This window comes from Arthrobacter sp. Hb9-2 (assembly GCF_059091165.1).
On record NZ_JBNHGJ010000010.1, the window covers coordinates 21,547 to 41,781 of the forward strand.

Genomic DNA, 20,235 nt, shown 5'->3' on the forward strand with positions numbered 1-20,235 from the left:
TGTTTTTCTGGGGCCACATGGACAGGGTTCCCTGGCCGAGCTTGCGAGCTCAGGGGGTCCGTGGGGAGGGTAGTTGATGCCGGCAGGAATTGCGGGACGGCTTCTCAGCCGTCGCCGCCATCGGCCGGACCGTCGGCGCGGTGGCTGCCGTGGCTCACGCTGCCGCCGACCTCCCTGGGGACGGTTGCGCCGGAGTTGGCGGGGATCGCGGTCTTCGACGCCGGACGCGTCCGCCGGTACAGCTTGAAGAGCAGCGGCCACAGCAGGATGAGTCCCACGATGACGTAGATAACGACGGCGATCGGCTCGCTGAAGAGTCCGGCGGGGTCGCCGGCGCTGAGCTGGAGGGTCTTCCGGAGCTGGCCTTCGATGCGCGGGCCGAGGATCACGCCGAGGATGAGCGGCAGGACGGGCAGGCCGAACCGCCGCATCATGAAGCCGAGTGCGCCGAGGACCAGCAGGAGCACCAGGTCGAACGCCTGCAGGTTCACCGAATAGGCGCCCAGCGTGGCGAAGAAGAGGATGCCCGCGTACAGGTACGGCCGCGGCAGCTGCAGGAGCTTGGCCCACAGGGGAGCGAGCGGCAGGTTGATCAGCAGGAGCAGCAGGTTGCCGATGAAGAGGCTCGCGATCAGCGCCCACACCAGGGGGCCCTGGCTTGAGAACAGCTGGGGGCCGGGCTGTATGCCGTAGGACGTGAACGCGGCCAACATCACGGCCGCGGTGGCATTGGTGGGCAGGCCAAGGGCAAGCATGGGGGTAAGGGTGCCTGCGGCAGCTGCGTTGTTGGCAGCTTCCGGACCCGCCACACCTTCGATGGCGCCCTTGCCGAATTCCTCCGGGTGCTTGGTCAGGCGCTTCTCGGTGACGTAGGACAGGAACGTTGGAATCTCGGCCCCGCCGGCAGGAAGGGCGCCGAACGGGAAGCCGAAGGCGGTACCGCGCAGCCAGGGCTTCCAGGAGCGGCTCCAGTCCTTCTTGCCCATCCAGGGACGGCCAACCGGAATGACGTGCAGCGGGGTGCGGCGCAGGTGGGCCGCTACCCACAGAGCTTCACCCACGGCGAAGATGGCTACGGCCACAACCACGATGTCCAGGCCGTCCGCCAGCAGCGGCTGGCCGAAGGTCAGGCGGCGCTGGCCGGTAACGGAGTCGATTCCCACCAGGCCGATGGCCAGGCCGAGGGCCAGCGAGGCAAAGCCGCGCAGCCGGGACGACCCCAGGACCGCGGTGACGGCCAGCAGGGCCAGGACCATGATGGCGAAGTAGCTCGGGGCGCCCAGGCTGACGGCGAACTCGACAACAATGGGTGCGCAGACGGCAAGCAGCGCGGTGCCGATGGTGCCGGCAACGAACGAGCCTATGGCCGCCGTCGCAAGCGCCTGCGCTGCGCGGCCCGCCTTGGCCATCTTGTTGCCTTCGATCGCCGTCACCACCGACGACGATTCACCGGGTGTGTTCAGCAGGATGGAGGTGGTGGAGCCGCCGTACATGCCGCCGTAGTAGATGCCGGCGAACATAATGAAGGCGCTGGTGGGTTCCAGTGCGTAGGTGACCGGAAGCAACAGTGCCACGGTCATGGCGGGGCCCAGTCCCGGAAGGACGCCGACGGCGGTGCCCAGGAGTACGCCGATCACGGCGTATAGGAAGTTCATGGGGGTTAGGGCGGTGGCGAAACCGTCCATCAGTGAGGACCAGACGTCCATCAGAGGATTCCTTCCAGGAGTCCGGCGGGCAGTGCGATGCCGAGGCCGAGGTAGAAGCCGTAGAAGGTGAGCAGGGCCAGGGCGAGGGAAATGATCCCGTCACGGATGTAGTGACGGCTGCCCAGCGCCAGGACGCTGCCCCAAAAAAGGACAGTGCCGGAGATGACCCATCCGGCCCAGTCGATGAGCAGGATGTTCAGGATGAAGGCTCCCGCCAGGGGCAGGATGGTCTTCCAGTCTGCGGGGTGGGTGAGGTCGACGTCTTCGCCGCCTTCCGCCTCACCCTGGCCGCCGCGGATGACGTTAACTGCCAGCAGGACAGCGCAGGCCACCAGCAAACCGGCCACAATGTACGGAACGGTCTTGGGACCGACCGGATCGGATTGGGAGTACGGGGTTACCAGGCGATTGGCGTCCAGGAAGACCAGGACGCCGGCCGCGCCGAGCAGGAGTGCAACTCCCAGCTCGGCGCGGCCTTTCAGGCCTGAAATCAGGGAGCTCACGCCAACCCAAGCTTGGTGAGGACGTCCGCCACCCGCTTGTCCTGGTCGGTGAGGAAGGCTTCGAACTCGTCGCCGGTGATGAAGGCGTCGGACCAGCTGTGCGTCTTCAAAGCTTCCTTCCAGCCCTCGGTGGCGTGCATCTTCTCGAGGGCGGCGATCAGGGATGCCTTGTCCTCGTCGCTGATGCCCGGAGGGGCCACGATGCCGCGCCAGTTAGTGAACACCAGGTCGATGTTGGATTCCTTCAGCGTGGGGGCGTCCACACCCTCAAGCCGCTCTTCACCGCTGGTGGCCAGGACGCGCACTTCGCCGGACTGGATCTGCTGCAGGAACTCGCCCGCGCCGGAGGCCGCAAAGCCGAGCTTGTTGCCGAGGATCGCCGGCAGGAGGTCGCCACCGCCGTCGTAGGAAACAAAGTTGACCTTGGTCGCGTCGATGCCCACGGCACCTGCAAGCTGCATCGGCAGGAGGTGGTCCGGGCCGCCGGGGGAAGAGCCGCCGCCCACGGAGATGGAAGCGGGGTCGGCCTTCCAGGCCTTCACCAGGTCGTCGATGGTCTTGTAGGGGGAATCCTTGCTGACCATGATGGCGCCCGGTTCTTCGATGAGGCGAGCCAGCGGGGTGGTCTCGGTCAGCTTCGACTCGGATTTGTTGGTGTAGCTGGCGCCAACGACGCCCAGCCCCATGAGCATGGCGAGGTCGCCGTTGCCCTTTTCGTTGACCACGCGGGCCAGGCCCACGGTGCCGCCTGCACCGGCGAGGTTGAAAACTTCAGTGTTGGTGGAGATCTTCTCGTCGTCGAGGACCTTGGCAGCTGCGCGGGCGGTGGTGTCGTAACCACCGCCCGGGGTGTTGGGGACCATGATCTGCAGTCCGGTGATGGGCCCGGCAGCGGCCCCGGAGCTTTCCGAACCGGTGGAGCTCTTGCCGGTGGCACCGCAGCCGGTGGCCATCAGGGCGATGCCGGCGGCGACGGCGGCGACTCGCAATGCGCGGATCTGGCGCATGGTGTTCCTCTTCTCAGTGATGCATGCTCTACGGGGATGGCCAGCGAACCTGACCTTGTGCTTCGATGCTAGGTCCATCCGTGACGCCCATCACTCTTGTGTACGCAGAGAAAGTTAAGTTCATTGCGTTCACGTTTCCGGGGTCCCACATGGCCTCCGGCAGCAAGGCTCCGCGGCGTGCACGACGGCGGTCCCCGCTGGTTCGTGCATGCCCTGCGGTATAGTTCCGATACGCCGGGAGGGGACGGGCGGCGCGCCCCTGCGCACCAGCGTCCGCGGGCACTTCAACCACCACTAAAGGAATCCACGCAGTGACTCGACGAAGAGGAATGTCCCTCGCCGGGCAGTACCTTGTGCTGCAGTTGCTGATTGTCCTGGCGGTGCTGGTGGCAGTGGTGGCCATTTCCCTTGCCCAGTCTGCTGCCGCCTTCGAGCGCACTGAGGGCCGCAGGGCGCTGTCCGCAGCCGAAGCCCTGGGCAACAACCCTGCGGTACGTGCTCTGCTGCCCGACGCGCAACCGCGGGTGGGGGCCGCCCTGCCCGCAGTGGCTGAATCCGTCCGGACCGTCTCGGGGTCTTCGCACGTGGCGCTGGCAAGGCTGGACCAGACGGTAGTGGCTGCTTCCGATCCAAGCCTGCTGGGCAATCCGCTGGAACTTGGCCCTAGCAGGGTGATGGAAGGTCGAGCCTGGACGGGCGTGGTGGGTGGCAGCGGCGCCACCGTCCTGTCTGCCCATGTGCCGGTGCTCGACGACGCCGGAAAAATGATCGGTATCGCCTCCGTCAGCCGCAACTACCCCTCCACCCTTGAGCGGCTGGGCGACGCCGTTCCCAACCTCCTGACCTACCTCGGCGTCGCGAGCGTCCTGGGTGTGGCCGGATCCCTGCTTCTGGCCCGTCGCGTCAAACGGCAGACCCTGGGCATGGAGCCCAGCGAAATTACCGGACTCGTGGAAAACCGGGAGGCCATGGTGCATGGCCTGAAGGAAGGCGTGGTGGCGCTGGATCCCCATGAGCGCATCACGGTGGCCAATGACAGCGCACGGATACTGCTGGGGCTTCCGCAGGACTGCGTGGGCAAGAAGCTCGCCTCCCTGCCCGTGGACCCCGCGCTCAAGGTGGTCCTGACCCGCGAGCAGCAGGACCCGGACCAGCTGGTGCTGGTGGGGGAGCGCCTGGTGGTGGCGAACCGGGTCCCCATCCGATCCCGCGGCCGGGACATCGGTTCGGTCACCACCCTGCGGGACCGGACCGAGCTGTCCTCGCTGGAACGTGAGCTGGGGGCCACCCGCACCGCCACGGACACGCTGCGGGCCCAGGCCCATGAGTTCGCCAACCAGCTGCACGTCATCTCAGGCCTGATCCAGATTGGTGAATATGATTCCGTGGTGCAGTTCGTCAATGGGGCCACGGTGGACCGGACCAGGCTGAACGATGAAGTGACCAGCCGCATCCAGGACCCTGCGCTCGCCGCCCTGCTGATCGCCAAGTCCAGCCTGGCCACCGAACGCGGCGTGGCCCTTCAGCTCGATCCCGAGTCCGCCCTGCGCCAGGTCAGCGATGACCTCTCCCGGGACCTCACCACCGTGGTGGGGAACCTTGTGGATAACGCGTTCGACGCCGTTAGCGGACTTCCGGGCGCAAGTGTCCGCGTGCTCGTGGAGGACAGCGCGGACCACGTCACCGTCACCGTCCGCGACACTGGCCCGGGAGTCCCGGCCGAGGCTCTGGAGGAGATCTTCCGGCAGGGGTTCTCCACCAAGGAAACGGGACCGGCAGATGGCCGCGGTTTTGGGTTGGCCCTCTCACGGGTGGTCTGCCGGCGGTCCGGCGGCGACCTCACAGTGGCCAATGACAACGGGGCAGTCTTCACAGCACGATTCAAAAGAGGTACAACGCAGCCATGATCAAGGTGCTGATCGTCGATGACGACTTTATGGTGGCCAAGGTCCACGCCGGGTTCATCCAGCGGACACCCGGGTTCTCCGTAGTGGGGGTGGCCCATACGGGTGCCCAGGCCGTCCTTGAAACGGAACGGCTGCAGCCGGACCTGGTGCTGCTGGACATCCACCTCCCGGACATCAACGGACTGGACCTGATGCACCGGCTGCGGGACGTTGCCCCGGAGCTGGATGTACTGGTGATCAGCGCGGCCCGCGAGGTGGAAACGGTGCGCAAGGCCCTGCGCGGCGGGATTGTGCACTACCTGATCAAGCCGTTTTCGCAGTCCGACCTGCAGGAGCGCCTGGAGCATTACCGGAGCGCGTACCAGGGCCTGGATTCAGCCAAGGACGTGGCGGAGCAGTCGGACGTGAACCGGGTGTTCGGCCTGGACCGGACGGAGCGGCCGCTTCCCAAGGGTTGCAGCATCGAGACGCTCAAGCTCGTGGAAGCAACGCTCAAGGGGGCCGACGGCGATCTGTCCGCGGCCGAGGTGGCCGAACAGCTGGGAACATCCCGGGTCAGCGCCCGCCGGTACCTCGAATACCTGCATGATGAAGGAACCCTTGAGGTACGGCTCAAGTACGGGGTGGGGCGTCCGGAGCGGCGCTACGTCCTCAAAGGCCAGTAAGCGGCGGCCCTTAGTCCTGAAGGACCGCCGCATCACTCGCCGCCCGGTGTGGGGCCGGGGAGGAACTCGGAGGGCAGCTCGGCCACCGGGACGATCACCATGTCCTGCACTTTCCAGTCCATGGCCACGCAGGCATCGCGGGCTGCTTTGAGCTGCTCAAGGGAGGGCGCGGCCTTTCCGGCCGGGACCACGAAGGACTCCACGTGGAACACGTGTCCCTCGTCGCGGATCCGCGACTTGGCATCCTCTGTCCAGTCGAGGCTGCGGAGGTACTCATCCAGTTGCCGGCCAAGCGGGTGGGGCTTGCCGTCGTCGTACGTCATGGCGCGCTTGTCCATCAGGGCCGAAACGGCGGCGCGGGTGTTTTTGAAGCCGTCGCGCAGGATGCTGGCTGAGATGATGAGCGCGGCAGCGTAGTCGGCCCACCACAGTCCGATGCCGATTCCCGCCACCCCGGCAACCGCCGCTATTGCCGTCATCCAGTCGGCCTTGTTCATGTCCGCATCAGCGTAGAGCACTTTGTCGTGCAGTTTCTCGGCGAGTTTCATTTTGGCCCGGCCAAGGAAAACCGGCGGCGCTGAGGTGATGATCATGACGGCCATCATCAGCCAGCCAAGCCAGATGGTGTTGCCGAAGAGCTCGATGCCCCCGATGGTGGGATGTTCAGCCTTGAGCAGGCCAAGCCCGGACTCCACCAGGAGGTAACCGCCCATCACCGTGAGCGCGACGGCGGCCACCAGGTGCGCCACCCCGGTGGACCGGTGGTAGCCATAGGGGTGGTTTTCGGAGGGAGGTTTGCGGATGGCGTGGGCCGCCACCAGGAAGGAGATGGGCGGCAGGAAGGAAAGCAGGTCCTCGATCCAGGCAGCCTTCATGGCCTGCGAGTTGCCCAGCACCAGGAACACCATGGTGGTGGTGACCACCAGGAAGCCCATGGTGGCCCATTCCACCCTGCTGGCCTTGCGCAGCGCCTCTTGCTGTTCCGGCGGCAGTTCGGTGTTCCCGAACCGGACGGCGTCATGGCTCGTGACGTCTGTCATTTCTGCTCCTTCACTGCCATCAGGAACTTATCGAGCTCAAGCAGGAAGGCGTTTTCGCCCAGCGGCACCAGCATGACGTGTTTGTGGAGGTTTCCGCGCTCGTCACGCGATTCCGCGTAGGGGCGGGTCACGCCGGCGTGCGTCACCCACGGTGTTTTGTCATCCAGCCCGCCGATCACCAGGTCCAGCCCGCCGTGCTTGAGCTCTTCGGCCAGGACCTGCTCGGTGCCGGCCACCCACTCGACGTCCGCGCCGAGCCGCGCCGCGAAGTCCCGTACCAAGTCGGCCTCCGTGCCCTGGACGTCGCTGCTGCGCACATCTCCGCTGGCGTCCGCGGAGATCCGGACCCAGTCCCCGTTCATGCTCGCACCCACCCTGAGGGTTCCCCCCTGTGCCTTCTCCAGGGTTCCCTTGGGGTCGGCGGGGAAGCTGCCCGCGCAGCCGGTGAGCATCAGCAGGACGGCCAGCAGCAGTCCTGCCACCATTCCTCGGCGCCGCATTCCGCTTACTCCCTTTCTTCAGTAGAAAGTCCAATATTAGACAGCCTACTTACTTTTTTGGGGTTAGGCGCGGCCACACAATGACCGGCCACGGAAGGACCAGCGGGGAGAAGCGGAGGGCAGAAAGATCAGCGCAGCAGGGTCTCGATCAGGCGTGCGGCGACTTTCGCGGTCCTGCCGTCGATATCAAAGCCGGGGTTCAGCTCCGCGACGTCCAGGTGCAGCAGCTTCCCGGACCGGGCCACCTGGCGGCACACGGCACTGATGACCGCAAGGGGAACGCCGTACGCTGCCGGCGCGCTGACGCCCGGGGCCACCGCTGCCGGCAGCACATCGAGGTCAATGGTCAGGTACAGGGCGTCGATGTCCGCAAGGAACCCTGCCACGAAGTCCCGCACGCGCTCCGCGCCGCAGTCCTCGTCGAGCAGGTACCGGACACCCAGCTTCTGTGCGGTGTCGAAGAGGGCGCGGGTGTTGCTGGGTTCTGATATCCCGACGACGGCGTACCGGAAGTCGCGGCCGGCGGCGGCTTCGGCCCGGGCCATCTGGAGGAACGGGGTGCCGGAACTGGGTTCGGGCTCATCCCGCAGGTCGAAGTGGGCGTCGAGGTTCAGGACGCCCAGCCGCCGGCCTTCCTGGACGGCAGCGGATCCGGCCACGCCCAGGTAGCTGGCGTATGCGGTTTCGTGGCCGCCGCCCAGCACCACGGTGAGGTGTCCGTCGTCGAGCATTGCCGTTACTGCCTTGCCGATCCGCGCCTGGCCGGCTTCAAGATCGCTGCCGGCAACCACCACATCCCCGGCATCGGCAAGAGGCCGGTCCAGATGGAACGCCAGCGGGCCAAGGGCGGCGCGCAGTGCAGCGGGGGCGGCGGCTGCTCCCGCCCGGCCCTTGTTCCGGCGCACTCCTTCGTCACTGCAGAAACCGAGCAGGACGGCGGGCTTTGGGGCGGCCCCTGTTGCAGCTCCACCTTGGTAGGGCGTGACGGCCTGCCACCAGCGGCGGTGCTCTGCGCCGTCACCGTCAAACCTGCCGTTCCAGGGCTGCGGCGGGACATCGACGGCGGGGATTGAGGCAGGCATGCCTCAAGCTCACCGCATGCCGGCGGCCAAAACCAGCAACGCCGCCGTCGTGATGTCTGGAATCCAAGAATCAGCAAGCTTCTACGGACTAAAGCATCCACAAACCGTGCGGAGCGCTGAAGGGGCTATTGTGGAGCAATCCCTTCCCGGGACTGAAACGCCATCTTGCCGCGCCAGCAGGGCGCAACGATCCAGGCCGGAGAACAGCAACGTGTTTGAAGCCCCCAACATCCTGTTTGCGGCCGCGGGCCTTGCGGTGTTCATTGCCGCAGTGCTCCCCAAGCTGCTGCGCGACGTGCCCTTTTCCATGCCCATGGTCTTCCTTGGCGCAGGAATGGCGGCGTTCGCCCTGATTCCCACCCTTCCCGACCCCGACCCGTTAACGCATTCCGACTTTGTTGTGCACCTCTCGGAAATCTGCGTGATCATTTCCCTGATGGGCGCGGGGCTGGCCCTGGACCGGCCAGTGGGGCGTAAACGGTGGTCCACCACCTGGCGGCTGCTGGGGATCGCCATGCCCCTGTGCATTATTGCGCTGACCCTGCTGGGGCTGTGGTTCCTCGGCCTTGGCCTCGGCGCCGCCCTGCTGGTGGCCTCCAGCCTCGCGCCCACGGATCCCGTACTGGCATCCGAGGTGCAGGTGGGCGAGCCGGCAGACCACGAGGAGGGGACCAACAAAGAGGATGAGGTGCGGTTCGGGCTCACCTCCGAAGCTGGCCTCAATGACGGCCTGGCCTTTCCCTTTGTCTACCTTGCTATCGCCATCAGCATCGCCGGGCCATCCCCTTCAGCATGGTTCCCCGAATGGTTTGGGGTGGATGTACTGTGGCGGCTCGCCGTCGGGCTGCTCCTGGGCTTCCTCACGGGCAAGGTGCTGGCCAGGATATTCTTTTCGGCCCGGGCCGAAAGCCTGCGGCTCTCCAACCATTCCGAAGGCTTCGTAGCGCTGGCTGCCACGTTCCTGGCCTACGGCGTCACCGAGATGGTCGAGGGCTACGGATTCATCGCGGTGTTTGTCTGCGCGGTCACCATCCGCGCCGCCGAGCACACGCACGGCTACCACCGGGTGTTGCACTCCTATGTGGAGCAGTTGGAGCGGCTCATGACAGTAGTGATCCTGGTCCTGCTGGGCGGTGCAATCGCCCGCGGGCTGCTCGAAGGCGTTGGCTGGGCCGAAGTTCTCGTGGCGCTTGCCTTCCTGCTGGTGGTCCGGCCGCTGGCTGGCTGGGTGGGGCTGCTGGGCGGCAAAACCGGGCCCAGAGAGCGGATCGCCCTCTCGTTCTTCGGCATCCGCGGGATCGGCTCGCTGTACTACCTTTCCTATGCGCTGGGCAAAGGCCAGTTTGCGGACCAGGCGGAGTGGCTGTGGGCCTTCGTGGGCCTGGTGGTCGCCCTGTCCATCGTGATCCATGGGGCCACCACCTCGCCGCTTATGAACCGGCTGGACAAGCTCCGCGAGAAGAAGGCCCTCGCCGTGTCCGGCGACGAAGGCCTGGCTCCCAACACTCCCGTGTAACAGGCGCTGCGCCCGACTGCCTGTGCCCGCAGGCCGGGGGCAGCAGGCTACATGCCTACGGCGGCCTCGATCGGACCGATCGCGAAGAACAGCAGGAATGCCCCGGCCACTGCCCACATCAGCGGGTGGACGTCCTTGATCCGGCCCTGGACAGTGCGGATCAGGACGAACGCTATGAATCCGGCGCCGAGGCCGTTGGCGATGGAGTACGTGAACGGCATCAGCGTGAACGTCAGGAAGGCGGGAATTGCGATGCCCCAGTCCTGCCAGTCGATCTTGCCCACCTGGGACACCATCATGAAGCCCACTACCACCAGGGCCGGGGCAACAGCCTCGAAGGGAACCAGGTTGATCAGCGGGGTGAAGAACATGGCCACCAGGAACAGCAGGCCGGTCACGATGGAGGCGATGCCGGTGCGGGCGCCTTCGCCGATGCCGGCGCCGGCCTCGACGTAGATCTGGTTGGAGGATACCGAAGCGCCGCCGCCGGCGATCGCGCCGAGCGCGTCCACCTGGAGGACCCTGTCGACGTTGGGAATGTTGCCGTGTTCATCCACCGTCCCTGCCTCGTTCGCAAGGCCCACCATCGTTCCCATGGCGTCGAAGAAGATGCTCAGCAGGATCACGAAGGCCAGCAGCGTGGCAGCCACGAAGCCGAGGTGCTCGAAGGCGCCGAACGGGTTGGCCTTGCCGATCAGGGATAGATCGGGAGCAGCCCATTCAGAGAAAGTAGGAGCCACCAGGGACCAGCCCTGGGGGTTGAAGGGTTTGCCTGGCTGGACGCTCGGACCGATCTGCAACGTCATTTCCAGGATGACGGCAATAACGGTGGACGTGATGATGCCGATCAGGATTGCACCCTTGACCTTGCGCACCACCAGGGCGATGGTCAGGATCAGGCCAAAGACGAACACCGCGGTGGGCCAGCCCAGGAGCTTGCCCTCAAAGCCCAGCCCAACCGGAACGGTGGTGCCGGCCACGTCCGGGATGCGGCGGACAAAGCCGGCGTTAACCAGCCCAATTAAGGCAATGAACAGCCCGATGCCCACCACAATCGCCGTTTTGAGCCCCTCGGGCACGGCCCGGAATACGGCGGTACGGAAACCGGTGAGGACCAGGATCAGCATCGTGACGCCGGACAAGACCACAAGGCCCATCATGTCCGGCCAGGTGAGGCCCGGATTGGTGGCGACGGTGACGGCCACAAACGCGTTGACGCCCAGCCCGGTGGCCAGCGCGAAGGGATGCTTGGCCCAGGCTCCCATCAGAATGGTGAGGATGCCCGCAACAAAGGCCGTGACGGCGGCAACTGCCGGGAACCCGAGGGTGTTGCCGCTGGAGTCAGGTCCGGAGAGGATCAGCGGGTTCAGTACCACGATGTAGCTCATGGCGAAGAACGTGGCGAAGCCGCCGCGGATCTCGCGCGAGAAGTTGGAGCCGCGCTCGGTGATCATGAAATACCGGTCCAGGGCAGAGCCTTGCTTAAGCATTAGTCCTCCGGGGGAGTCTTTGGGGATACCTGAATCCTATGGGGGCTCCGGCAGGGTCACCGTCAATTTCGCCTAGTCTGTTAGGAAGCCAACACCAAGGGAGCAGTCCAAGCATGGGTTCCATCCGCCACTTACTGAGTTTCGTCCTCGGGTCCTTCATTTTTGCTGCCGCTGTCCTGGGCCTCGCCGGACCGGCTGCAGCACACGACGCCGCCGAGTCCAGCACCCCTGCCGAGGGCGCCACAGTGGCGGTGCCGCCGGAGCAGGTCTCGGTGACCTTCAGCAACAACCCATTGGGTATTGGCTCATCCTTTTCCGTCAAGGATGCTTCGGGGGCAGAGTGGGCGGACGGGCCGGTGGACATCGTGGACAACGTGGCCAGCCAGAAGCTCAAGGCGGGCGGACCGGCAGGGCAGTACACGGTTGCTTGGCGGGTAGTGAGCTCCGACTCGCATCCCATCGAGGGGACCTTCACGTTCACGGCTTCTTCGGCAGCCGAGGGGGCTGCTTCCGCGGCGGGTTCGACGGCGGGTTCGACGGCGGCCGCTACCGTTCCCGGCATGGGAACCGCTGAGCCGGGCGTGACGGCGGCGCCGCAGAACACCGGCTCAGGGGAGCCGTTCCAGTGGAGCATCGTCATTTTCGCAGCGGCCGCGGTGGGCTTGCTTGTCACCCTCGCCATCCTGGCCCGCCGGAGGCTCGCAGCGGGCACCGATGACGAGGGCTGACCGGCACTAGCAGGGCAGGATCGCCAGGCTTCCGGTATACGGGAGAGCCGGGTTCTCCGGGTTGACCTTTGCGGAGATGGCCTGGCCCACCGTCTTGGCCTGGCGCAGGACCTCTTTGGGCGAGGGGGTGATCAGCTCCCCGACGCCTACCAGGTAGATGCCGATGGCACGCATGGCGGCAACGAGGTTCCGGCCCACCGAGATGCCGAAGTCGTTGATCATCCGCCGCAGCTGGCTGTGGGCGCACCGCGTGAGGACGATATGGTCCGCCACCAGGATTCCGGTGGGGGTATGAACCTCCCACTGCGGGACGGCATGTCCCGTCGACGTGGCATCCACCTTGGTCAGTTGAACGGCGCGGGTGGTGTTGCGGACATCCACATCGTGGCTGGCGGCATAGTTGCGCAGGTGCCGCAGGATTTCGTTCCGTTCCCGCAGGTTAGCCGAGTCCGCTGCATCGCAGCGCTGCAGTGAGGCTGTATTGGCCGGCTGTGCGGCGCCCAGGATGTCCAGTCCGTCCACCACTATCGAGTCCACCCCGCGGCGGCACAGTTCAGCGGCCACGGCCAGGCCGGACAAGCCGGTGCCAATGATCACAGTGGTGGTCTGTTCGGTCCCGGCATTCCCAGGCATGCTTGACACTACAGTTTCCTCCTTCGAAGCTTCGGCAGGTGCGGGCGTCGTCGCCCGCGCGCGTTCCGTTACCCCCAAAGTCCGGCCGCAGTGCGTTGCCGGGCAGCTCTGACAGGAAATTGCAGCAGGCGTCCCGGACCAACAATGTCCTGAAGACTACAGAAGATTCGCGGCGCTGGATAGCCCAACCCGTAAAGATTCGCCTGCTGGTGAACACGCTTTCCAATGTGCAGGCCAGAGCCTGTGGATAACCGCCGTTTCCTGCCCTGAACAGGCTTGCTAAGCAACGGTGGACGGAGAATAGTGAGAACTGGAAGCGGACCTTCCTGAGCAGCGGCGGCTGCCATACGGGTGCACGGGGAACGGCCTGCTTTCTGGCAGAATAGCCGCAACATCAGGCAGTATCGCGAGGAGGCGGCCCAATGGGCGCACAAGAGTTGCATCCGGACCCGGCGCGGGACAGCGGTGGCGCTCATGCCGCTCCCGACGGGATCGTTGTGGGCGTGGACGGATCGGACCACGGCCAGTGCGCGCTGGTGTGGGCAGCCCGTGAAGCCCGGCGCCGCCGTCGTCCACTGCATATCGTTACCGCTTATTCGGTGCCGATCTTTGCCGCGTCCGGCCTCGACGGCGGTTACGCCACCGTCGATGATTCAGTCATCCGCGAAGGTGCCGAAGCGGTGGTCAAGCAGGCCCTGGAGAAGGTCTCGGCCTACGACATTGACGTGAGCGCCTCGGTGGAAAACGGTGATGCGTCCGGTGTGCTGCTGGAAATGTCCCAAACAGCAGAGCTCCTGGTCTGCGGCACCCGCGGCCGCGGCGGGTTCGTTGGCAGGCTCCTCGGCTCCGTCAGCAGCGCGCTGCCGGCGCACGCGAAATGCCCTACGGTCACCGTACCGCTGGTCTGCTCGGACCGGCTGGGCGAAACCACTGAGGACCGGCGCGTGAAAGCAGAACAGGCCAAGGCCGGGCACCAGCGCGTGGAGAATGTGGTTGTCGTCGGTGTGGACGGCTCTGAACAGGCACGGGTGGCCGTGCTCGAAGCCGCGGACCAGGCTGAGCGGCTGGGTGCATCGCTCCGGGTTGTCTGTGCGGTTCCGCAATACAGCGGCTCGCTGGCCTGGGTTCCTGCTCCGATGGACCGTAAGGCGCTTTTCGCGGATATCCAGGTGACCCTTGATGCGGGGATGGCCTGGCTGAGGAGCCACTACCCCAACCTGCCCGCAGAATCTCAGCTGACGGACGGTTCCCCGGTTGACATCCTGGTGGAAGCAAGCCGTCACGTGGAGCTGGTGGTCGTGGGGACCCGCGGCCGCGGCGGCTTCACCGGGATGCTCCTGGGATCCACGTCGGACGGCGTTCTCCACCATGCCAAGGGTCCCGTTATGGTGGTTCCGGACCGCGAGGACCCGCGCCTGGCCGACCGGGCTCGCTTCGGGCCGATCCTCGGCGCAGCCTGACCAGATCCTGCGGCAGGGAGCGTCATCATGGCAGCCGAACCACCAGGGAAGGCCGGGCGGGTTTCCGGTCCACCGGAGGGAAATACCGCCCCCGGCCTCATCCTTCGCCTCAGCCATGTTGACGGCGGCATGCTTCCCCTCGTGGGAGGCAAGGCCGCCAACCTCGGTGAACTGACAGCAGCGGGCCTGCCGGTGCCGGACGGGTTCTGCCTCACCACCCGGGCCTACCGCGAAGCCACCGGGACGGTCCGGGCCGGGGTGCTCGCAGAGCTGGGGAACCTGCAGGCCGCGCGTCAACCGGGAACCCCGGGCCAGGCCGCTGAACTGGCCGCTGTGGCCGGCAGGATACGGGAGACTATCCGCGCCGTCCCGGTTCCGGCCCGGATTGTTGCCGCCGTGGAGAAGGCATATGCAGCACTGGGGAAAGCGACTCCAGTGGCCGTCAGGTCCTCCGCCACGGCGGAGGACCTTCCGTTTGCGAGCTTCGCGGGCCAGCAGGACACGTACCTGAATGTCGTAGGCATCGAGGCCGTCCTCGAGGCAGTGCGCAACTGTTGGGCCTCCCTCTGGACGGACCGGGCAGTGGCTTACCGGGCAGCACTGGGGATCGCGCCGCACGAAGTAGCTCTCGCCGTCGTCATCCAGCGGATGGTTGACGCCGCAGCGGCCGGGGTGATGTTCACAGCAAATCCCTTGACTGGGCGGCGGCGGGAGGCCGTCATCGATGCCGCCCCAGGGCTGGGCGAAGCGGTGGTTTCCGGCGTTGTCAATCCGGACCACTTCGTGGTGGATACGGAAAAGGGCCGGATCCTTGAGCGGAAGCTGGGCGACAAGCGCGTTATGGTGCGGCCGCTTCCGGGTGGCGGAACGGAGACGCAGGACCTCGCCGGCGCGGCAGAAGCCTCCAGCCTGACGGACGGGCAGGCACTGGAGCTTGCCGCCCTCGGCCTACAGGCCGAGCGGCACTTCGGGTCCCCGCAGGACACCGAATGGGCCATCGACACCGGCGGCGCCCTCTGGCTGACGCAGTCCCGGCCAATCACCACCCTCTACCCGATCCCCGAGAGCCGTTCTGCCGGAACCGGAACCAGGGTCTACCTGTGCTTCAGCCTGGCCCAGGGCCTCACCCGGCCCCTCACGCCGATGGGGCTGGCGTCGCTGCGGCTCGTTGCCTCTTCGGTAGCCAAAGCGGCCGGCTTCGCCGTCCCCGAACCCCGTGACGGTCCCCCGCCGTTCGCCGAGGCGGCCCAGCGCATCTACTTTGACCTCACCACGCCAGTCAGGAGCAACGTGGGCCGCCGGATTCTTCCACGGATTTTTGACGTGATGGAAGCCAGGTCAGCCATGGTGCTGCGCCAGGTTTTTGATGATCCCCGGTTCTCTGTGACCCGCAGGACACCGCTCGGGCTCGTGCGCCATGTCCTGCCGGCGGCGGTGCGGTCCCGTGTCCCGGAATCGGTGCTCCGGGGACTGTTCCGGCCCAAGTCGGCCCTGCGCCGCCTGGACCGCTTCACCCGGCAATTCGCCGAAGACCTCGAACTCGAGGCGGGAGCGGGGCCAATTGAACGGCTGGACCACGCGGAGCGGCTCCTGGAAGGCCGGCTTTTTGCGATCGTGCCCGCCATCCTGCCACTGCCCGCACTGGGCTTCGCGATGCTCTGGTTGGCAGGAAAGCTGCTGGGCGGAAAGGACCGTGGGAAGGACCTGCAGAAGGTGCTCCGGGGCCTGCCTCACAACGTGACCACAGAGATGGACCTCGACCTGTGGCGCCTGGCCTCAGCCATGAAGGACGACCGCGAGTCACGTGCGGCCCTGGAGACGCTGGAGCCATCCGTGCTGGCAGCGGAGTTCGACGCCGGGCGCCTGCCCCCTGTCCTGCACGCGGGCATGGCGCGGTTTCTCGAACGCTACGGGCACCGGGCCGTAGCCGAAATCGATGTGGGCCTGCCCCGGTGGTCCGACGACCCCACGCACATCCTGGGTGTGCTGGCCAACTACCTGCGCCTCACTGATCCCGCCATGGCGCCGGAGGTGCAGTTTAGCCGGGCAAATGCAGAGGCTGAGGCGGAAGTGGAGCGGCTGGTGGCAGAGGCGCGCAGCCGCGGCAGGGCACGCGCGCTGCTGGTCGGCGCCGCGTTCCGCCGCACCAGGCTTTTCGCCGGGCTGCGGGAACTGCCCAAGTATCAGTTGGTCCTGGGCCTCGCTGAAGTACGGAAGCAGCTGGCCCACGTGGGAGCTGTGCTGGCAGCGGATGGCAAGCTGGAGAGCCCGGACGACATCTTCTTCCTCGACTTCGAGGAAGCCCGGCAGGCATTGGGCGGCGGCAGCGACAAGGGGGCCAGCCAGCCGCGGAGGCTGCGCGGACTCGTCCTGGAGCGCCGTGCCGCCTATGCCAGTGAACTGGGCAGGCGCCACATCCCCAGGGTCCTGCTCTCTGACGGCACCGAGCCTGAGGTGCTGCACGCCGCGGGTGCTGCGGTGGTCGACGGTGCGCTGTCCGGCAGCCCCGCCTCGGCGGGTTTGGTCACGGCCCCTGCCCGGGTCATCCTGGATCCCGTTGGTGCACATCTCGAAGCCGGGGAAATCCTGGTGGCACCGTCCACCGATCCTGGATGGACTCCCTTGTTCCTGACGGCCGGCGGCCTGGTGATGGAAATGGGCGGACCCAACTCGCACGGTGCAGTGGTGGCGCGGGAGTACGGCATCCCCGCCGTGGTGGGGGTTCCCGATGCCACCGCCCGGCTTGCCACCGGACAAAGAATAACGGTCGACGGCGGCGCTGGGACCGTAGTGCCCGAGTAGCACCACTGCGGACCGCCGGGCAGGTGTGGGGAGTGGTCCCGAGGCGTACGCTTGGACTATGGGCTCCAAGGACGGAGACGGCCGGACAATGAACGACAGTTTGAACCGCCGGAGTAAGAACGGCCCGGATACGAACCGGGCTGTAAGGCACGGCATGAACCGCGCCTGGTTGCGGTGGGTGCCTGCAGGGGCGGTGCCTGCGGTGATCGCCGCTGGGGTTCTCGCTGGATCGCTTCCGGCGCGCGCCGGCGATCCATTGCCTGACAAGACCCCCGCCGAAGTGATCGCCCTGCTCGCCGGTCACACGACACACACGTTCTCGGGCACCATCGAACAATCCTCGGAGCTGGGGTTGCCGGAACTGCCGGCAACGGGTCCCACCTCCGGCCCTGCATCTGCCGGCGGTGCAACATCCATCATGGAGTTCCTCACCGGTGAGCACACGGCCAGGGTGTTTATGGACGGCAAGGCCAAGGCGCGCATCCAGGTGGTTGACCGGCTCGCCGAGCGGGACATCATCCGCCGCGGCAACGACGTCTGGTTCTACTCGTCAAAGGACAACTCCGCCGCCCACCTGACCCTGCCGGCTCACGCCCGGGACCTTCCGCTGACCGACCCGGGCAACACCGGGACGCCGCCACTGGCTGAACCCGAGCCGGATATGCCGGTCCCGCCCACACCCCAGGAGCTTGCCGACAAGTTCCTGGCCGCGGTTGACAGTTCGACTGCCGTGTCCGTGGGTCCCGAAGTGGAGGCCGCCGGGCGCCCTGCCTACAATCTGCTCCTTGAGCCGCGCACCGAAGGCACGCTGGTGGGCACGGTGGCCATCGCCGTGGACGCAGCGAACGGAATGCCGCTGTCCGTGGCGGTGACGGCACGCGGTGCCGCCCAACCTGCCTTTAGCGCCGGATTCACCAGCCTGTCCCTGGATGCTCCGGACGAGGCACTGTTCAATTTCGTCCCGCCGCCGGGCAGCACCGTGGAGGAGCTCCAGTTCCGCCATCCCGAAAGCTGGCCGCCGAGTTCAGGGCTCCCGGGTGATCCTGGCACGCACACGGCTCCGGATGACTTGGCGGAGAACATCAAGGACAAAGCCCGGGAACATCTGACAGGCACTGGCTGGGAAACGGTGGTGGAAGTCCCGGCGGAGGCAGGGGCAGCCGCTGCCGCGAATACTTTGCTTTCCGGGAACCCGCTCCTGGCCCAGGCCGCCGTCGCCGTCCCTGGCGGGCGGTTGCTCTCCACCACGCTGTTCAACGTCCTGCTCACCGACGACGGCCGGATCTTCGCGGGCATGGTACCGCCGGAGAGGCTGCAAGCCGCATCAACCACTCCGTGACCGGGGCCGCAGGAGGCCCCGGCTCCCGGGCTTATGGCCTGACCATCGAGACGCAGGGGCTGACTAAACGCTTCGGGCAGCAGTTGGCTGTGAATGACATTAATCTGTCGGTGCCTCCCGGCGCCGTCTTTGGGTTCCTGGGGCCCAACGGCTCCGGAAAAACAACCACCATCCGGATGCTGTTGGGCCTTGCTGCTGCCTCAGCGGGAACCGTTCGCCTGCTGGGGATGGACATGCCGGGCAAGTTCCAGGACGTCCTCCCGCGCGTGGGGGCGCTGGTGGAGGGCCCGGCCTTCTATCCCTTTCTCTCCGGTACCGCGAACCTCCACCGGCTTGACGCCGCCACCCGGCATGCCGCCCCCGCCACCCGCAAAGCCCGGGTGAGCGAGGCCCTGGAACGGGTGGGATTGGGTCACGCAGCCGGCAAACGGGTACACGCCTACTCGTTGGGTATGAAGCAGCGGCTGGGCATCGCCAACGCCCTGCTGTCACCCAGGGAACTGCTGGTGCTGGACGAGCCCACCAACGGCCTGGACCCGCAGGGCACACGCGAAGTGCGCAACCTGGTCCGATCCCTCGCGGCAGATGGGACCACCGTTTTTGTTTCGAGCCACCTGCTGGCCGAGGTCGAACAAATTTGCACGCATGCAGCAGTCATGAGCGCCGGCCGGCTCGTGGCCCAGGGTCCGCTGCCGGAATTGCGCCGCTCCGGAACCGCCCGCATCCGGCTGGTGACGCCGGACGCCGCGGCTGCCCTGGACGTTTTGGCGCGCCTTGGGCTATTTCCGGAGCCAGCGGCTGCGCAGTCGGATGGCGCGGTGGTGACGGCGGCGCTTGCCGGAAACCCCGCCCCTGAAGACATTGTGGCCCACTTGGTGGAGGCCGGCGTCCGGGTCCGTGGCTTCGCGGTGGAACGCGAAAGCCTTGAGGACCGCTTTGTCGCCTTGACGGGGGAGGGGTTCGATGTTGCCCAGTAGCGCACGGGCCAGTGGAACACATGGCGCAGAGGCTGGGGCAGCACCGCGCGGATCCGGGCTTTCCCTCCTCTGGTCCGAACTTCGGGTGTTGTTCGGACGGCGGCGCACTTGGGCCTTGCTGCTCGCGCTGGCCGCAATTCCGGTTATGGTCGCAGTGGCCGTCAGGATCTCCTCAACGGTTCCCCCGGGGCGGGGCCCTGCTTTCCTTGACCGCATCACGCAGAACGGGCTGTTCGTGGCCTTCACCGCCATGCTGGTGTCTGTTCCACTGTTCCTGCCGCTGACCGTGGGCGTGGTGGCAGGGGACACCATCGCGGGCGAGGCCAACATGGGAACGCTGCGGTACCTGCTGGTTGCTCCCACAGGCCGGGTACGGCTGCTTTTGGTGAAGTACGCGGGGGCGCTGGCCTTCTGCCTGGCTGCGCCCGTCACCGTGGGCCTGGCCGGTGCCGCCATTGGGGCCGCGCTGTTCCCGGTGGGCCCGGTGACTTTGTTGTCCGGGGACGTGATCGAGCCGCCGGAGGCCGCACTGCGCATCCTCCTGATTGCGGCCTACCTGTCGGTTTCCCTGGCCGGGCTCTCCGCGATAGGTCTCTTCCTGTCCACCCTCACCGTGGTTCCGGTGGGGGCCATGGCCGCCACGGTGGTGGTCTCCGTGGTGTCCCAGGTCCTTGATCAGTTGCCGCAGCTGGAGTGGCTGCACCCGTGGCTGTTCAGCCATTACTGGCTGGGGTTCGGTGACCTGCTCCGCCAGCCAGTGCTGTGGGACTCCTTCGCCAGCAATGCCCTGCTGCAGGCAGGGTACGTGGCCGTGTTCGGCGCGCTCGCCTACGGACGTTTCGTCACCAAGGACGTGCTGAGCTAAGAGGTGCTGAGCTGG

Annotated in this window: 17 protein-coding genes; 9 read left to right on the forward strand and 8 right to left on the reverse strand. The window is 66.6% G+C overall.

What is annotated here, in order from left to right:
• Positions 1-104: 104 nt before the first annotated feature.
• From AC5RV1_RS07855 to AC5RV1_RS07865, 3 genes are read right to left on the reverse strand one after another with little or no spacing between them, the layout of a single operon-like run.
• Complete coding sequence (locus AC5RV1_RS07855; protein WP_493994118.1) at positions 105-1,706, reverse strand: tripartite tricarboxylate transporter permease; 1,602 nt, start codon at positions 1,704-1,706, stop codon at positions 105-107.
• Positions 1,706-2,209, reverse strand: coding sequence for a tripartite tricarboxylate transporter TctB family protein (locus AC5RV1_RS07860; RefSeq protein WP_430229063.1), 504 nt, complete (start codon positions 2,207-2,209; stop codon positions 1,706-1,708). The genes AC5RV1_RS07855 and AC5RV1_RS07860 overlap by 1 nt, the downstream gene beginning before the upstream one ends.
• Positions 2,206-3,216 (reverse strand): Bug family tripartite tricarboxylate transporter substrate binding protein, encoded by a 1,011-nt coding sequence (locus AC5RV1_RS07865; RefSeq protein ID WP_493946176.1) that lies wholly within the window; start codon positions 3,214-3,216, stop codon positions 2,206-2,208. The genes AC5RV1_RS07860 and AC5RV1_RS07865 overlap by 4 nt, the downstream gene beginning before the upstream one ends.
• 329 nt (positions 3,217-3,545) lie before the next feature.
• Here AC5RV1_RS07865 and AC5RV1_RS07870 point away from each other — a divergent pair, with 329 nt between their 5' ends.
• Together AC5RV1_RS07870 and AC5RV1_RS07875 are read left to right on the forward strand one after the other, a co-directional pair.
• Positions 3,546-5,123, forward strand: a complete 1,578-nt coding sequence (locus AC5RV1_RS07870) for a sensor histidine kinase (protein WP_493994165.1) — start codon at positions 3,546-3,548, stop codon at positions 5,121-5,123.
• Positions 5,120-5,788, forward strand: coding sequence for a response regulator (locus tag AC5RV1_RS07875; protein ID WP_493994119.1), 669 nt, complete (start codon positions 5,120-5,122; stop codon positions 5,786-5,788). Before AC5RV1_RS07870 ends, AC5RV1_RS07875 begins: the two co-directional genes overlap by 4 nt.
• 32 nt (positions 5,789-5,820) lie before the next feature.
• Here the strand turns inward: AC5RV1_RS07875 and AC5RV1_RS07880 are convergent, their stop codons facing one another.
• From AC5RV1_RS07880 to hutG, 3 genes are all read right to left on the reverse strand, one after another.
• The gene (locus AC5RV1_RS07880; protein WP_493946178.1) at positions 5,821-6,828 is read right to left on the reverse strand and encodes a cation efflux transmembrane domain-containing protein; all 1,008 of its coding nucleotides are present in this window, start codon (positions 6,826-6,828) and stop codon (positions 5,821-5,823) included.
• The gene (locus tag AC5RV1_RS07885; RefSeq protein ID WP_493994120.1) at positions 6,825-7,328 is read right to left on the reverse strand and encodes a transporter substrate-binding domain-containing protein; all 504 of its coding nucleotides are present in this window, start codon (positions 7,326-7,328) and stop codon (positions 6,825-6,827) included. The genes AC5RV1_RS07880 and AC5RV1_RS07885 overlap by 4 nt, the downstream gene beginning before the upstream one ends.
• Before the next feature lie 128 nt (positions 7,329-7,456).
• The gene (gene hutG, locus AC5RV1_RS07890; protein WP_493994121.1) at positions 7,457-8,410 is read right to left on the reverse strand and encodes a formimidoylglutamase; all 954 of its coding nucleotides are present in this window, start codon (positions 8,408-8,410) and stop codon (positions 7,457-7,459) included.
• A gap of 211 nt (positions 8,411-8,621) precedes the next feature.
• Here hutG and AC5RV1_RS07895 point away from each other — a divergent pair, with 211 nt between their 5' ends.
• The gene (locus AC5RV1_RS07895; RefSeq protein ID WP_493946181.1) at positions 8,622-9,926 is read left to right on the forward strand and encodes a cation:proton antiporter; all 1,305 of its coding nucleotides are present in this window, start codon (positions 8,622-8,624) and stop codon (positions 9,924-9,926) included.
• A 47-nt stretch (positions 9,927-9,973) separates the two neighbouring features.
• Here AC5RV1_RS07895 and AC5RV1_RS07900 read toward each other — a convergent pair whose 3' ends face one another.
• On the reverse strand, positions 9,974-11,416 hold the full coding sequence (locus AC5RV1_RS07900) for an NCS2 family permease (protein ID WP_163164800.1): 1,443 nt from the start codon (positions 11,414-11,416) through the stop codon (positions 9,974-9,976).
• Between the two features lie 113 nt (positions 11,417-11,529).
• Between AC5RV1_RS07900 and AC5RV1_RS07905 the strand changes: the two genes are divergently transcribed.
• Positions 11,530-12,144: a copper resistance CopC family protein gene (locus AC5RV1_RS07905; RefSeq protein WP_493994122.1), complete on the forward strand. Its 615-nt coding sequence runs from the start codon at positions 11,530-11,532 to the stop codon at positions 12,142-12,144.
• Positions 12,145-12,150: 6 nt separating this feature from the next.
• Here the strand turns inward: AC5RV1_RS07905 and AC5RV1_RS07910 are convergent, their stop codons facing one another.
• Complete coding sequence (locus AC5RV1_RS07910; RefSeq protein ID WP_493946399.1) at positions 12,151-12,777, reverse strand: NAD(P)-binding protein; 627 nt, start codon at positions 12,775-12,777, stop codon at positions 12,151-12,153.
• 422 nt (positions 12,778-13,199) lie between these two features.
• On the opposite strand from AC5RV1_RS07910, the gene AC5RV1_RS07915 reads away from it, so the two are divergent.
• The 5 genes from AC5RV1_RS07915 to AC5RV1_RS07935 all read left to right on the forward strand — a co-directional run bounded on the left by AC5RV1_RS07915 (position 13,200) and on the right by AC5RV1_RS07935 (position 20,220).
• Positions 13,200-14,237 carry a universal stress protein gene (locus AC5RV1_RS07915; protein ID WP_493994123.1) on the forward strand — a complete coding sequence of 346 codons (1,038 nt, stop codon included), beginning with the start codon at positions 13,200-13,202 and terminating at the stop codon, positions 14,235-14,237.
• 27 nt (positions 14,238-14,264) lie between these two features.
• The gene (locus AC5RV1_RS07920) at positions 14,265-17,039 is read left to right on the forward strand and encodes a PEP/pyruvate-binding domain-containing protein (RefSeq protein ID WP_493994124.1); all 2,775 of its coding nucleotides are present in this window, start codon (positions 14,265-14,267) and stop codon (positions 17,037-17,039) included.
• Positions 17,040-17,193: 154 nt separating this feature from the next.
• Positions 17,194-18,378: a LolA family protein gene (locus AC5RV1_RS07925; RefSeq protein WP_493994125.1), complete on the forward strand. Its 1,185-nt coding sequence runs from the start codon at positions 17,194-17,196 to the stop codon at positions 18,376-18,378.
• On the forward strand, positions 18,375-19,355 hold the full coding sequence (locus AC5RV1_RS07930) for an ABC transporter ATP-binding protein (protein WP_493994126.1): 981 nt from the start codon (positions 18,375-18,377) through the stop codon (positions 19,353-19,355). Before AC5RV1_RS07925 ends, AC5RV1_RS07930 begins: the two co-directional genes overlap by 4 nt.
• A complete protein-coding gene (locus AC5RV1_RS07935) occupies positions 19,342-20,220 on the forward strand; it encodes an ABC transporter permease (RefSeq protein ID WP_493994127.1) in 879 nt (292 codons plus the stop codon). The genes AC5RV1_RS07930 and AC5RV1_RS07935 overlap by 14 nt, the downstream gene beginning before the upstream one ends.
• Positions 20,221-20,235: the final 15 nt, after the last annotated feature.